The sequence below is a fragment of the Rhodanobacter sp. FW104-R8 genome (genome assembly GCF_001617365.1).
Classification (GTDB): domain Bacteria; phylum Pseudomonadota; class Gammaproteobacteria; order Xanthomonadales; family Rhodanobacteraceae; genus Rhodanobacter.
This window is the reverse complement of the sequence record NZ_LVJR01000021.1, coordinates 71,788-86,182: the sequence shown is the minus strand read 5'-3', so window position 1 is coordinate 86,182 and position 14,395 is coordinate 71,788. Positions and strand designations below refer to the sequence as shown.

The following is a 14,395-nucleotide window of genomic DNA, read 5'->3' as shown; positions in this document are numbered from 1 at the left end:
CGGCACGGCGCGGTTCGCCGCTGCCGGCTGGCGTATCGGACGGCGGCGCTCCATCGTGGCGGCATCCAAGGCGACCTTTCCGGAGGGGGTGACTCGATGAAACGAAGAGACCTGCTGAAAGCGGCGCTGGCGATCCCGTTCCTGCCGGGCATTCTTTCCGGCGGGCCGGCCACGGCCCGGGCGGCTGGTGCGATGCCGGCGCGTTTGCGTTCGCGGGTGCGACCCGGCGACCCGGGGTGGCCTTCCGCAGCCGACTGGGAGCGGCTGAGGCGCGACGTGGGTGGCCGCCTGCTCAGGCTGGAGTCGCCGTTTGCCGGCTGCGGCTCGACGGCGGCCGGCGCCGCCTGCGACGAGGCGCTGAAGCATCTGGACAACCCGTTCTATCTGGGCGACCAGCCGGCGCTGACCCAGACCAGCGGCTGGGTCGATGCGTGGACTTCGCAGCCGAGCGCGTATGCGGTCGCCGCCGAAAGCACGGCGGACGTGGTCGCGGCGGTGAATTTCGCGCGCGAGCATCACCTGCGCCTGGTGGTGAAGGGCGGCGGGCACAGTTACCAGGGCACCTCCGACGCGCCCGATTCGCTGCTGGTGTGGACGCGGCACATGAACGACGTCGCCTTGCACGACGCCTTCACGGCGCGGGGTTGTGCCGGCACGCAGGCGCTGCAGCCGGCGGTGACGCTGGGTGCCGGCGCGATGTGGATCGACGCCTACGACGCGGTGACCACCCGCGGCGGGCGCTACGTGCAGGGCGGCGGCTGCACCACGGTGGGCGTGGCCGGGCTGGTGCAGAGCGGCGGCTTCGGCAGCTTCTCGAAGAACTACGGCACCGCGGCGGCGGGCCTGCTGGAGGCGGAGATCGTCACCGCGGACGGCCGGGTACGCGTCGCCAATGCCTGCATCAACGCGGACCTGTTCTGGGCGATCAAGGGCGGTGGCGGCGGCAGCCTGGGCGTGGTGACCCGGCTGACCTTGCGTACGCGCGAGTTGCCGGAGTTCTTCGGCGGCGTGTCCGGTTCGATCAAGGCCGCGTCGGGTGCGGCTTACCGCGCGCTGATCGCGAAGGTGATCGGGTTTTACCGGGACGCGCTGTTCAACCCGCACTGGGGCGAGCAGATCGGTTTCGGCTCGGACAACACCGTGCGGGTCGACATGGTGTTCCAGGGCCTGAGCCAGGCGCAGGCGGAGCAGGCCTGGGCGCCGCTGCTCGACTGGGTTCGCGCGCGCAAGGAATACGAGCTGGTCAAACCGATCCAGGCGCGCGCATTGCCGGCCAGGCACATGTGGGATGCCGAGTTTTTCCGGCAGCACGTGCCGGGCGTCCAGGTCGGTGACGACCGCCCTGGCGCGCCGCGGAACCACGTGCTGTGGGCGGGCGACCAGGGCCAGGTGGGCTGGTTCATCCACGGCTTCAAGTCGGCGTGGCTGCCGGCGTCGCTGCTGCACGAGGAGCGAGAGGCACAGCTGGTCGATGCACTGTTCGCCTGCACCCGCCACTGGGGCGTGGGCCTGCATTTCAACAAGGGCCTGGCCGGCGCGCCGGCGGCCGAACTCGCCGCGGCCGGGAATACCGCGACGAACCCGCAGGTGCTGGACGCGTTCGCGCTGGCGATCATCGCCGGCAGCGGGCCGCCGGCGTTTCCCGGCATGCCCGGCCCGAAGCCGGATCTGGCGCGCGCCCGCGATCGCGCCGCGGCGATGGGCAAGGCGATCCACGCACTGCGGCGCGCGGCGCCGGGCGCCGGTTCGTATGTATCGGAGAGCGACTACTTCGAGCACGATTGGTCGAACTCGTTCTGGGGCACGAATTACCCGAAGCTGGCTGCGGTGAAGCGGAAGTACGACCCGGCCGGCCTGTTCTTCGTGCATCACGGCGTGGGCAGCGAGGCGTGGAGCGCGGACGGCTTCACCCGACTGGAAGGAGAAGGGGCATGAGAGTGCTGTTGCTCGGTGCCTCCGGCATGGTGGGCAAGGCGTATTGCGCGAATGCCTGCTCGCCGAGGACGTGGCCGAGGTGGTGACGCTGGCCCGGCGCAACCCGTCGATGTGTTTCGTCTACGTGTCCGGCGCCGGCGCAGACAGCAGCGAAACCAGCCCGACCATGTGGAAACGGGTGCGCGGGCGGCTGGAGAACGCGCTGCAGCGGCTGCCGTTCAGGGCGATATGCGTGTTCCGCCTCGGCATCATCCAGCCGCTGCACGGCATCCGTTCGAAGACCGGTGCGTACCGCTGGTTCTACGGCCTGAGCCGGCCGCTGCTGCCGTTGCTGCGCGCGTTGATGCCGGACACCGTGCTCAGCACCGAAGTCGTCGGCCGCGCGATGCTGGCGGTGGCCCGGCACGGGGCGCCGAAGCCGGTGCTGGAAGCGGCGGATATCAGCGCACTGGGGCGCGGGCTGGTGAGGTGAGGAGCGCGGCCACGTCAGTGGCGGGCTGCCGCTGGCGTGGACATCAGCCTTGCTTGGTCTGCACTTTGCGGATTCGCGAAAACCGGGGGCGCCGACGCGGCGGGGTAGCCATGCACGTCTGAGCAGCATGGCCCTGTGCGGCGATGCGGGCGGGAATCGCGCATGCATTGCTGGGCGGACAATTTCATCCGCGGTCTCAGCTTCGGCGTAGCCGGCGCTTCACTGGTCGGCGCGCGGAAGGTGCAGGCGTGCCGCGTAGGCATCGCGCAGCCCGGCCCAGCCATGGGCCAGCGCGGTCTCGCCGATGATCGGCGCGATCGGCCGGCCCTGCAGCAGGCGCTCGGCCACGAACAGGCACAGGTGCCAGCCGGCGGCCACCTTCGGGATCCAGTCCCGGTCGCGGACGGTCTGGCGCAAGCTCAGCCGCGTGCCGCCCGCGCACGGCTCCAGTTCCCAGCGCAGCACGCTCCGGCCGAACTGCTCCAGTTGCCAGCCGTATTCCAGCAGTCGCGGCGGGTCGGCGCGGGTCACCGTGGTGGGGACGTCGGGCTGCTCGCTGTCGAGCATGCGCAGGCTGGCGTCACCGGCCTGGCCGAGGTTGCGGTCGGCGGTATACGGCGACCAGGCGCGCAAGCGGGCGGGGTCGGTGAGCACGTCCCACACGCGCTCGGGTGGTTGCGGCAGTTCGCGCACGAAGGCCAGGGTCCAGCCGTCGGCATCGCGTCGGCAATCGACCTGGGCCAGTGGCCCGGTATCGGCGTCGGATGGGTTCATGGCGGGGTTGCCTCTGTGGTTTCGCGCACGGGCGATCGGTGCGGGGTGGCTTTTTTCGCCCGCTGCCGGGACCGGGGCGGCGGGATGCCTGGCGATAATTTGCCCAACGACAAATTACGGCCAGGGATTAGCGCGTCAAGCGCGCCCCGGCCGGTAGCAGGCCCGTCACTGGCGCGGCAAGGCGCGCACGCCGAGGTAGCCCTTGACCGCGGCGATGGTCAGCGGGATCGCGCCGAAGATGATGAACACCAGGTCGCCGGGCAGGCGCAGCCATTCGATCAGGTGCGAGCGCGGGCTGCCGATGTAGTCGAGCGAGCGTGCGTGCCAGTAGCCGTGCTGCATCACGTCCCACACCTGCAGCACGCCGCTGGGGAACAGGCTGAACACCACCATCATGGCGAGGCCGATGTTGGTGCCCCAGAAGCCGACCCTGACGTATTTCTCCATGCCGGCCCAGCGCTCGTCGCTGCTGGTCTGGCGCAGCGTGAACACCATCAGCGCCAGCGCCAGCATGCCGAACACGCCCATCATCGCGGCGTGGCCGTGGTTCGGCGTGAGCTGGGTGCCGACTTCGTAGTAGCTGACGATCGGCAGGTTGATCAGGAAACCGAAGATGCCGGCGCCGACGAAGTTCCACACGCCCACCGCGATCAGGAAATAGAACGTCCATTTGTGCGGCACCGCCACCGACTTGCCGCAGACGTCGCACTGGCCGCGAGTGGTGTGCACGAAGTCCCACGCGTCCAGCGTGAGCAGGGTCAGCGGCACCACTTCCAGCACCGAGATCATCGCCGACATCGCCATGTTGACGCTGGTCTGGCCGGTGAAATACCAGTGGTGGCCGGTGCCGACCAGGCCGCCGAGGAAGTACAGGATGCCGTCCAGGTAGATCACCCGCAGCGCCACGTTGCGGCGGGTCAGCCCCAGTTGGTAGAAGGTCAGCGCCACCACGGTGGTGGCGAAGAACTCGAAGAAGCCCTCGACCCACAGGTGGATGATCCAGAAGCGCCAGGTGTCGACCACGGTGTAGTTGGTCTTGGCGCCGAAGAACAGCGCGGGGATGTAGAACACCGGGATCGCCACGGCGGCGAACAGGAACATCTTCACCAGCGGCTTCGACTCCTGGCTGACCAGCGACCGCGGGCGCACCAGCAGCCACAGCAGGGCGAACCATACCAGCAGGCCGACCACCAGCAGCAACTGCCAGACCCGGCCCAGCTCCAGGTATTCCCAGCCCTGGTTGCCGAACCAGAACCACCACTTGCCGAGCATCTGGGCGATGCCCAGCCACTCGCCGAGCAGGCTGCCGCCGATCACCACCACGAATGCGCCGAACAGCAGGTGCACCCAGGGCGCGAACCAGCGCGGCTCGTCGTTGCGCAGCGTGCGGCCCAGGAACAGCGCGGCCGCCACGTAGGCGGTGGCGATCCAGAAGATCGCCGTCTGCAGGTGCCAGGTGCGCATCAGGTTGCTGGGGAAGATCGTTTCGAGCTGGAAGCCGTAGAAGCTGCCCGGATCGGCGCGGTAGTGCGCCACCGCGCCGCCCACCAGGGTCTGCGCCAGGAACAGCAGCGCCACCACCACGAAGAATTTCACCAGCGCGCGCTGGCCGGGGCTGGCCACGCCCGGCAGCAGGTGCGGGTGGATGTGCTGGCCGCGGCTGATCCAGCCGAGGTAGTCGAACTTGCCGAACATCAGCAGCACCACGGCGATGCCGGCCAGCAGCACGATCAGGCTCAGTGCGCTCCACAGCAGCGCCCCCGGCACCGGCAGGTTGCCGACGGCGGGGTCATACGGGAAGTTGTTGGTATACGAGTAGTTCTCGCCGGGGCGGTTCGCCACCGAGGCCCAGGCGGCCCAGGTCACGAACGCGGTGAACTGGTGCAGCTCGGTCGGGTCGGTGATCAGCCCGGCCTTGAGGCCGCCGTTGCGCTCCGGGTGCAGGAAGTAGTCGGTCCAGTAGGGCAACTGCTGGCGGTACGCCGCCGCTTCCGGCGCGGTCAGCTGCAGGGTGTCGCTGGCGTCGTCGTAGCGGTTGGTCTTCAGGTCCACCGCCGTTTCCGCCCGCACCGCGGCGCGCTGGCCCGGGGGCAGCCCGGCCAGTGGCTGCTGGTACTGCTGCTGCGCAGTGGCCGCGGCGGTGTCCTCGCCGATCCGGTGCAGCGCCACCGCCGAGTAGTCCGGCCCCAGGTAGGCGCCGTGGCCCCAGATGCTGCCGTTGTCCATCAGCCCGTATTTCAGGAAAACCGCCTGGCCGTCGCGGATGTCGTCGCCGCTGAACAGCCGGTCGCCCTGCGCGTCCACCACCTGGGCGGGAATCGGCGGGGCATTGCGGTAGGCCAGCCCGGTGATCGCGAACAACCCGGCAAAGCCGAGCACCATCACGATCAGCACCGTGCGCAGCCACCAGGGGGAAAGTTCGGGATCCTCCGGGGTCAATGGCTGAGCGGCAATGCTCATGGTGCTTCCTCTTCCGCGACGTGTGGGTGAGTATCGGGCGGTATCGGGAACGCGTCCGCCCGCCGGTGCCGGAACCGGACCGTGCCTTGTGCAGATTTCCCCCGAATTGTGGCGGCAAGCATTTTCTTCTTTCCGTGCAGGACATGTGAACGACGGTTGGGCTGGCCATCCATTCGGTCGAGGCGAATCGGATCGGCAGCGAAACAGGCGGACGCGCGCACTCCGGACATGCGCCTTGGAGCACCGCGTCGCGCCAGTGGCAACGCTCGGCTCCGACAGCGCGCGTGGAAAGGCGCCGCCACGGTGGTCGAGCATGAAGAATTCCGACATCACCCGCGATGCCGGATGACGGCCGGTATCGGGAATTTTGTCTTCCGTGCCGGTCATTGACGCTGCGGTTGGATGCAGCACCCATTGACGACCGAGGAAAAACGTTATGCATACTCCTTTTGAGCGTACCGGCCCGTTGACCGAACTGAGCAGTTATCCGCAGTGGGCGCAGGACATGGTGGCCGACTGCGAAAGCACGAAGCAGCGTGTTCTGGATCACGATATCTGGCAGATGATGATTGCCCTGCAGCTCGATGCGGAGTCCACCCGCAATTTCATGATGGGCCTGTGGCCGTTTATCGAGCGGTTTCCGAGCTTCATGGCGCTGAACCTGCTGAAGACCCGTTATGGCCGCAGCCCGGGCGACGACAAGGCGCGTCGCTGGCTGGTGCGCAATATCCGGGTCGAGCAGAACCACGCCGAGTACTGGCTGAACTGGGCCGAAGGCGCCGGCGTGCCGCGCGACGACCTGTTGCACGGGGTTCCTCCGCACGGCACCGACGGGCTCACCCGCTGGTGCGAGGAGATCAGCGCCCGGGGCACCCTGGCGGCCGGCATGGTGGCCACCAACTATGCGATCGAAGGGGTTACCGGCGAGTGGTCGCAGCTGATCTACGACAGTGCGAAGTACCGTGAGAGCTTCGACCCGGCGATCCGTGCGTCCAGCCTGCGCTGGCTGCACTTGCATTCCGCCTACGACGACGTCCATCCATGGGAAGCATTGGATATAGTGTGCACGCTGATGGGCGAGACGCCCTTGGCCGATGACGTGGCACATCTGGCCGAGTGCATCAAGCGGAGCTACATGAGCATGATCCTGCTTGGTGACCGGTGTATCCGGTCGTGTCGCGACCTGTGGGTGGCTAAAGGAGCCGCAGCTTGAGTCGATACCCGGGACAGACTGCATCCATGGAAGCGAGCTGCATCATCAATCGAATGGGCAGGCGATGCACTCCAGCGGCAACAGTTTGCAGAAACCTCTGACACGGCGCCTGCTGCCGCTGGCCTATGCGCTGGCGGTGGCGATCGTGTTGATCATGGCGCTGACCTGGGGCGTGCTCCAGGTCCAGATCACTCTCGCTGGTTTCCTCAACAGCGAGAGTGTCTGGTCCAAGGCGCAAAAGCAGGCCGTGATCGACCTGGACAACTACGCGCTTGGTGGCGACGCCGCGGACCTGGTCGGCTTCCGGGACCATCACGGGCTGCTCGAGTCCGATCGCTGGGGGCGCGACGCGATCATCTCCGGCGATTACAACAAGGAAGGCATCACCCGGGTATTCGAACGCGGCAACATCATGCCGGCGGCACAGCCGGGTATGACTTTCATGCTGCAGCACTTTTCCGGCATGCCGCACGTGCGCGAGGCGCTTGCAGCCTGGCGCTCCACTGATGCGTCGATCGCCGAACTCGGCGCCATCGCGGATGAGTTGGTTGCCGCCTATCGCGCCGGCGGGCCGTCGCCGGCCGAGATCGCGCGGCAGCGCGGACGCATCAAGGCGCTCAACGTCTACATGGCGCCACGTACCGACTTGTTCTCGATCGAGGTCGTGAAAGGTGCGGTGTGGCTGGGCGAACTGCTGTTTTGGGGTGTGCTTGGCGCGTTCCTGATCGCCGCGCTGCTGTGGCTGCGCATGGCGCGCCGCACCCTGGAAGGCATCCGCGGCAGCGAGGAGCGCTATCGCTTGCTATTCGACAGCGCCGCCGACGCGATCGTGATGATCGACGAGACCAGCGGGCGGATCCTGGACGTCAACCGCACCGCTTCGGCGTGGACCGGGCGCAGTGCGAACGAGCTGGTCGGCGACCGCTTCGTGCACCTGTTCATGCAGTCCATGGCGGGCCAGCAGGCCGGGCGGGCTGCCACCAACGTGCTGCTGGGCGCCGATGGCCAGACCCGCCCGGTGGAAACGCAGACCAGCGTGGCGAACTGGGGCGCCCAACCGGTGCGTCAGGCGATCATCCGCGACATCTCCGAGCGGGTGGTGATGGAGCGCGAGCGCCGGATCGCCGCCGAGGCGCTGGCCAGCATCGCCGAAGGCGTGATCATCGCCGACGCCGGGCGACGGGTGATCTCGACCAATGCGGCGCATACCGAACTCACCGGCTTCACCAGCCAGGCCTTGCAGGGCAGGCGCCTCGACGACAGCCGTCGCCTGCCCGACGGCAAGCCGCTGCCGCAGTCGATCTGGGACAGTGTCAACGCCGGCCACGCCTGGATGGGCGAGGTGCTGAGCATCCGCAGCGACGGCAGCAGCTACCCCGAGCACCTGAGCCTGAGCACGATCCGCGATGCCGATGGCCAGGTGGTCCATTACGTTGCCGTGTTCAGCAACATCCACGAGGCCAAGACGAACCAGCTCCGGCTGGAGCACCTGGCGCGGCACGACCCGCTGACCGGGCTGGCCAACCGGGCGGAGTTCGAGCGGTGCTGCGCCGAGGCGATCGCGGTGGCCGAGCGCGAGCGGCTGGCAGTGGTGGTGCTGTTCATCGACCTGGATGCGTTCAAGATCGTCAACGACAGCTACAGCCATGCGATCGGCGACCGCCTGCTGGTCAAGGTGGCCGAGCGGATCCGCCGGCAACTGTCCGAGGGCGACGTGGCCGGGCGCATCGGCGGCGACGAGTTCACCGTGCTGATCCCGCGGCTGATCCTGCGCGAGGACGCGCGGGCCATGGTCAACCGGCTGCTCGCCAGCCTGTGCGAACCACTGCTGGTGGACGATTACGAGATCGTGCTGAGCGCCAGCATCGGCGTGGCCGGCTATCCGCTGGACGGCGACAGCGCGCTGGCGCTGATCGCGAACGCCGACGCGGCGATGTACGCGGCGAAGACCGAGGAGCGCAACGCGTTCCGCTTCTACACGCCGATGATGCACGCCGACACCCGACGGCGCCTGCAACTGGCCACCGAGCTGCGCCAGGCGCTGGCGCGCAACGAATTCCAGCTGGTGTTCCAGCCCAGCGTGGAGCTGCGCACGGGGCGCATCGTGGCGGTGGAGGCGCTATTGCGCTGGCGGCATCCGGAGCGCGGCGAGGTGCTGCCGGGCGAGTTCATCCCGGTGGCGGAGAGCCTGGGCCTGATCCGCCGCATCGACGAGTGGGTGATGCAGACCACCTGCGCTCAGATCCAGGCCTGGGACTTGGCCGGCGTGCCGCCGATCCGCGTGGCGGTGAACATCTCGGCGCGCTGGTTCGGCCACCCGGCCTTCGTCGACGGGGTCAGCCGCACCCTGCAGTCACGGCAGCTGGCGCCCGGCCGCCTGCTGCTGGAGATCACCGAGAGCGCGATGCTGCGGCTGGGCGACGACATCGAGCGCACCATGCAGACCCTGGACGCGCTCGGCATCGCGGTGGCGATCGACGATTTCGGCACCGGCTATTCCTCGATGGCCTACCTGAAGCTGCCGGCGGTGGCCTGCCTGAAGATCGACCGCTCCTTCGTCACCGGCCTGCCGGGCGACAGCAACGACGCGGCGATCACCGGGGCGATGCTGGCGATGGCGAAGAGTCTCGGCCTGACCACCATCGCCGAAGGCATCGAGACCGAGGCACAGCATGATTTCCTGCTGCGCAGCGGTTGCATCGAAGGGCAGGGTTACCTGTATTCCTACCCGTTGCGGCCCGAGGAGGTGCAGCATTTGCTGTGCCCGAGCCAGCCGCCGGTGCCGACACGGTTGAAACTGGTGCCGCCGAAGCGCAGCTGAGCGGACGGTCCCGCGCACGGAACCGCTCCGGCTGCCTTGATGTGCATCAGGGCGTGCGGGCGGGCGGAGCGGGACACTGGATGCAGTCCAGCCAGCCGCGCATGTCCATGTCCAGCAGCCATTCCGTCCCCGACGGCAGCAAGTACGTCAGTGCGCAGGGCACCCGCGCGGTCAAGGGCGGCATCCGCCCGAACGCCGCCACCGGCGCGCCGGATGTCGACCGCAAGCCGCCGTGGCTGCGGGTCAGGTTGCCGGGCGGCGCGCAGTACGAGGCGGTGCACGAGATCGTGCGCAGCCACAAGCTGAACACCGTTTGCGCCGAGTCGAAGTGCCCGAACATCGCCGAATGCTGGGGCCGCGGCACCGCCACGCTGATGCTGATGGGCTCGGTGTGCACGCGCGCGTGCAAGTTCTGCTCGGTCAGCACCGGCAACCCGCAAGGCTGGCTCGATCCGCTGGAGCCGCTGCAGGTGGCCGACGCGGTGGCGCTGATGGGGTTGAAATACGTGGTGCTGACCTCGGTCGACCGGGACGACCTCGCCGACGGCGGCGCGGCGCACTACGCCGCCTGCGTGCGGGCGATCCACCAGCGCGCGCCGCAGGCGGCGGTGGAGGCGCTGACCCCGGACTTCGCCGGCAACCACGATGCGGTGGCGACCGTGCTCGACGCCGGCCTGGTCACCTATGCGCAGAACATCGAGACGGTGGAGCGGCTGACCCACCCCGTGCGCGATCCGCGCGCCGGTTATGCGCAGACGCTCGGCGTGCTGGCGTTCGCCAAGCGGCATGCGCCGCGGACGCTGACCAAGACCAGCCTGATGCTGGGCCTGGGCGAGACCGACGCGGAGATCGGGCGTACGCTGGACGACATCCGCGGCGCCGGCGTCGACGTGGTCACCCTGGGCCAGTACATGCGGCCCAGCCCGCATCACCTGCCGGTGCAGCGCTTCGTCACGCCGGACGAGTTCCGCCGCTATCGCGAGCTGGCGCTCGGCAAGGGTTTTCTGGAAGCGGTCGCCGGACCGCTGGTTCGTTCGAGTTATCGCGCCGAACGCGTGCTGGAGCACAACAACCTGGGACTGTGACCCGGGCGCGACGGGCCGGCCCATCGCTTCGATGTCCACCGACATCAGGAGGTACCGTCATGTTTCCTTTCATTGCGCATCGTTTCCCCCGCCGCGCGCTGGCCGGGCCGGATTCCGCCGGCGCCGCAGCCGCAGCGGGCCGCATGCCGCCCGCTGCGGGAGCCGGCGAATCCGTGCTGGCGCGGGAGCGCCGCATCGACGACGAACTCGCCCAGAGTTTCCCGGCCAGCGACCCGCCCAGCTGGGTGATGGGCGCGGTGCCGGTGCGGCATTGAGTTTTCACCTGGCTCATCGAGGAGGATGGCATGGACACGACGATGTACCCGCAGTCGACCGCGGAACTGGCGCGCAAGCGTCGCGAACTGGCGCCTGCGCCGCTGGATGCGTTCAAGGCGTTCAGCGCCGCGGTGTTCGCCGACGGAGCGCTGCCGGCCGTCACCAAGCAGCTGATCGCGGTGGCGGTGGCGCATGTCACCCAGTGCCCGTACTGCATCAAGGGGCACACCGCGGGAGCCTTGAAGCAGGGTGCCAGCGAGCAGCAGATCATGGAGGCGATCTGGGTCGCCGCCGAGATGCGCGCCGGTGGCTCCTACGCCCATTCGACGCTGGCCCTGGACGTGATGCAGCACGCGCACGATGCGCACGGAGCCGGCTGAGATGGCCACGCGCTTCACCACGGTGTCGGACAGCATCCTCGATGCGGTGGGCGATACGCCGCTGCTGGAGATCGAGGGCGTCTACGCGAAGATCGAGTTCCTCAATCCCTCCGGCTCGATCAAGGCGCGCATCGCCAAGTACATGATCGAGCGGGCGGAGCGGGAGGGCCTGCTCAAGCCCGGCGACACCATCGTGGAGGCGACCAGCGGCAATACCGGCAACGCGCTGTCGATGGTGGCGGCGGTGAAGGGCTACCGCATGCTGGTGGTGATGCCCGAGGGCATGTCCAGCGAGCGCGTGGCGATCTCGCGGGCGTACGGCGCGGACGTGCTGTTCTGCGGCAACTTCCACGTGAACGAGGCATTGGTGCGTGCGCAGCGGCTCGGCCAGCAGCCGGGCTACTTCTGCCCGGGCCAGTTCGAGTCGGAGTGGAACGTGGAGGAGAACCGGTTGCTGCTCGGGCCGGAGATCCTCGCCCAGCTGCCGCCGGGCCGGCTGCCCGACGCGCTGGTGCTGGGCGTAGGCACCGGCGGCACGCTGATCGGCGTGGGCCAGGCGTTCCGTGAGGCCAACCCGAACGTGCGGCTGTTCGCGATGGAGCCGTCCGAGTCGTGCACGATCCTGTGCGGCGAGATCGCCGCGCATACCATCGAGGGGATTTCCGACGGCTTCGTGCCGGGCATCTTCCAGCGCCACGCCGCCCTGGTGAACGAGGTGCTGAGCGTGTCCAGCGCCGACGCGGTGCGCGAGATGAAGCGGCTGGCGCGCGGCTACGGGCTGTTCTGCGGCCCCAGTTCCGGCGCGCACCTGCTGGCGGCCAAGCGCGTGCGCGAGAGCTTCCCCGAGCTGAAGACGGTGGTCACGGCGTTCTGCGACGAGGGCGAGAAGTACCTGCACGAGTACTTCATGCAGCCGGCCGCCGTCGAGGTGGGCGCCACGCACTTCCAGTAAAGCGGCGTCGCATCGCGGATGCCATGCAGGGCGGACACTGTCCGCCACTGCATGACATCGTGGCACGCTTCTTGGCGGGCGTGCCTGCCCTACGCACCTGGGCGACCTTGCCGCTGTAGGAGCGCACCTTGCGCGCGATGCTCTTCGTCACGTGGCGGAAAAGCATCGCGCACAGGGTGCGCTCCTACGGGGGTCTACAGCGGTGCGCAGTGGCGGTTCAGCCACTCCAGGTCGGCGTCCTCCAGCAGCGGGCTGAGCGCGGCGCGCACGCTGGCGTGGTAGTCGTCCAGCCAGGCGCGTTCTTCCGGGTTGAGCAGGCCCGGTTCCAGCGCGCGGCGGTCGAACGGACACATCGTCAGCGTCTCGAAGGCGAGGAATTCGCCGAACTCGGTGCGGTCGGCCTCGACCACCACGGCCAGGTTCTCGTGGCGGATGCCGTGCCGGCCGGGCTTGTACAGGCCCGGCTCGATCGAGCTGATCATGCCCGGCTCCAGCGCCACCAGCGCGCCGCCGGCGACCGGCGGACGGATCGACTGCGGGCCTTCGTGCACGTTGAGGAAGTAGCCCACGCCGTGGCCGGTGCCGTGGCCGTAGTCCATGCCGCTGGCCCACAGCGGCGCACGCGCCAGCGCGTCCAGTTGCGGGCCGCTGGCGCCTTTGGGGAAGCGTGCGCGCGACAGTCCGATCATGCCCTTCAGTACCAGGGTGGCGTCGCGGCGCTGTTCCGCCGTGGTTTCGCCCAGCGCCAGCACGCGGGTGATGTCGGTGGTGCCGCCAAGGTACTGGCCGCCGGAGTCGATCAGCAGCAGGCCCTTGGCCTGCAGCGTGCTGTGCGATTCCGGCGTGGCGCGGTAGTGTGGCAGCGCACCGTTCGCCTGGTAGCCGGCGATGGTGGCGAAGCTCTCGCCGACCCAGCCCGGCTGGGCCGAGCGTTCCTCGTGCAGCAAGGCGTCGACATCCAGCTCGGTCACCGTCATGCCGGCGGCGAGGCGCTGTTCCAGCCGGCGGAAGCCGCGCACCAGGGCGGCGCCGTCGCGGCGCATCACGTCGCGGATGTGCTCGAGTTCGGCGGCGCTCTTGACCGCCTTGAACGCGGTGCTCGGGTTGGCCGCCTCGATCCGGGTCACGTCTTTCGGGATCGCCGCGGCGATCGCGCTGACCACCCGGCCGCTGTCCAGCAGCAGGCGGTCGTCGGCCCCCAGTTCCTGCAGGGTCGAGGTGACCGAGGCGTAGTCGGCGATGGCGACGCCGTCGGCGGCCAGCTTCGCGACCAGCGCGTCGCCGAGCTTGGCGCGACCCACGAACAGGGTGGCGCGGCGGTCCGCCTGCACCAGCAGGTGGGCCAGGAACACCGGGTTGCACTCCACGTCGCTGCCGCGCAGGTTGGTCAGCCAGGCGATGTCGTCGAGGCTGGACAGCAGGTGATGGGTGGCGCCGAGCTTGTGCATCGCCTTGCGCAGGCGGGCCAGCTTGTCGGCGCGCGGGGTGCAGGCCCAGGCCAGCTCATGCTCGACCACCGGCGCCTGCGGCAGCGCCGGGCGGTCCGTCCAGATCAGGCCGGGCAGGTCCAGGTCGATGCGCAGCGCGGCGCCGGCATCGGCCAGCCGGCGCTCGATCTGACGCTGGGTGGCCACTGCCACGCTGTCGCCGGCCACCGCCAGCACGTCGCCGGCGTGCAGGTGCTGTTGCAGCCACTCCAGGTGTTCGGGCGTGTGCGCCACGCGCAGCTTCATCAGACTGACGCCACTGCCGGCCAACTGCTGTTCGGCCTGCGCGAAATAGCGCGAGTCGGTCCACAACCCGGCTTGGTCGCGGCCGACGACCAGGGTACCGGCCGAACCGGTGAAGCCGGACAGCCATTCGCGCGTGGCCCAGTGGGTCGGCAGGTATTCGGACAGGTGCGGATCGGCGCTGGGAACGAGCACGGCGGCGACGCCGTGCTGCTGCATGGCCGCGCGCAGGGCGGCGAGACGGGCGGGGACGGGGCTGTTCATCCGGCCATGCTAGCAGGCGGCTTGCGGCGGTTT

General features: G+C 68.9%; 11 protein-coding genes. 8 read left to right on the top strand and 3 right to left on the bottom strand.

Going from position 1 to position 14,395, the window contains the following annotated elements; all coding sequences use genetic code 11:
• Positions 1 to 96 precede the first annotated feature (96 nt).
• Both RHOFW104R8_RS06005 and RHOFW104R8_RS06000 read left to right on the top strand, forming a co-directional pair.
• Positions 97 to 1,935 (top strand): FAD-dependent oxidoreductase, encoded by a 1,839-nt coding sequence (locus RHOFW104R8_RS06005; protein WP_068095425.1) that lies wholly within the window; start codon positions 97 to 99, stop codon positions 1,933 to 1,935.
• A gap of 43 nt (positions 1,936 to 1,978) precedes the next feature.
• A complete protein-coding gene (locus RHOFW104R8_RS06000; RefSeq protein ID WP_068095427.1) occupies positions 1,979 to 2,407 on the top strand; it encodes a hypothetical protein in 429 nt (142 codons plus the stop codon).
• Between the two features lie 219 nt (positions 2,408 to 2,626).
• Here the strand turns inward: RHOFW104R8_RS06000 and RHOFW104R8_RS05995 are convergent, their stop codons facing one another.
• Together RHOFW104R8_RS05995 and RHOFW104R8_RS05990 are read right to left on the bottom strand one after the other, a co-directional pair.
• A complete protein-coding gene (locus RHOFW104R8_RS05995) occupies positions 2,627 to 3,181 on the bottom strand; it encodes an SRPBCC family protein (protein ID WP_068095429.1) in 555 nt (184 codons plus the stop codon).
• Positions 3,182 to 3,346: 165 nt separating this feature from the next.
• On the bottom strand, positions 3,347 to 5,641 hold the full coding sequence (locus RHOFW104R8_RS05990; protein WP_068095431.1) for a nitric-oxide reductase large subunit: 2,295 nt from the start codon (positions 5,639 to 5,641) through the stop codon (positions 3,347 to 3,349).
• 436 nt (positions 5,642 to 6,077) lie between these two features.
• Here RHOFW104R8_RS05990 and RHOFW104R8_RS05985 point away from each other — a divergent pair, with 436 nt between their 5' ends.
• The 6 genes from RHOFW104R8_RS05985 to RHOFW104R8_RS05960 all read left to right on the top strand — a co-directional run bounded on the left by RHOFW104R8_RS05985 (position 6,078) and on the right by RHOFW104R8_RS05960 (position 12,368).
• Complete coding sequence (locus tag RHOFW104R8_RS05985; protein ID WP_068095432.1) at positions 6,078 to 6,854, top strand: TenA family transcriptional regulator; 777 nt, start codon at positions 6,078 to 6,080, stop codon at positions 6,852 to 6,854.
• Positions 6,855 to 6,918: 64 nt separating this feature from the next.
• Positions 6,919 to 9,675: a bifunctional diguanylate cyclase/phosphodiesterase gene (locus RHOFW104R8_RS05980; protein ID WP_068095434.1), complete on the top strand. Its 2,757-nt coding sequence runs from the start codon at positions 6,919 to 6,921 to the stop codon at positions 9,673 to 9,675.
• 107 nt (positions 9,676 to 9,782) lie between these two features.
• The gene (lipA, locus tag RHOFW104R8_RS05975; RefSeq protein ID WP_235605134.1) at positions 9,783 to 10,760 is read left to right on the top strand and encodes a lipoyl synthase; all 978 of its coding nucleotides are present in this window, start codon (positions 9,783 to 9,785) and stop codon (positions 10,758 to 10,760) included.
• 59 nt (positions 10,761 to 10,819) lie between these two features.
• Positions 10,820 to 11,035, top strand: a complete 216-nt coding sequence (locus RHOFW104R8_RS05970) for a hypothetical protein (RefSeq protein ID WP_068095648.1) — start codon at positions 10,820 to 10,822, stop codon at positions 11,033 to 11,035.
• 30 nt (positions 11,036 to 11,065) lie between these two features.
• Positions 11,066 to 11,416: a carboxymuconolactone decarboxylase family protein gene (locus tag RHOFW104R8_RS05965; RefSeq protein WP_068095646.1), complete on the top strand. Its 351-nt coding sequence runs from the start codon at positions 11,066 to 11,068 to the stop codon at positions 11,414 to 11,416.
• 1 nt (position 11,417) lies between these two features.
• A complete protein-coding gene (locus RHOFW104R8_RS05960; protein WP_068095645.1) occupies positions 11,418 to 12,368 on the top strand; it encodes a PLP-dependent cysteine synthase family protein in 951 nt (316 codons plus the stop codon).
• A 194-nt stretch (positions 12,369 to 12,562) separates the two neighbouring features.
• On the opposite strand, the gene RHOFW104R8_RS05955 is transcribed toward RHOFW104R8_RS05960, so the two are convergent.
• Positions 12,563 to 14,362: an aminopeptidase P family protein gene (locus RHOFW104R8_RS05955; RefSeq protein WP_068095644.1), complete on the bottom strand. Its 1,800-nt coding sequence runs from the start codon at positions 14,360 to 14,362 to the stop codon at positions 12,563 to 12,565.
• Between the last annotated feature and the right edge of the window lie 33 nt (positions 14,363 to 14,395).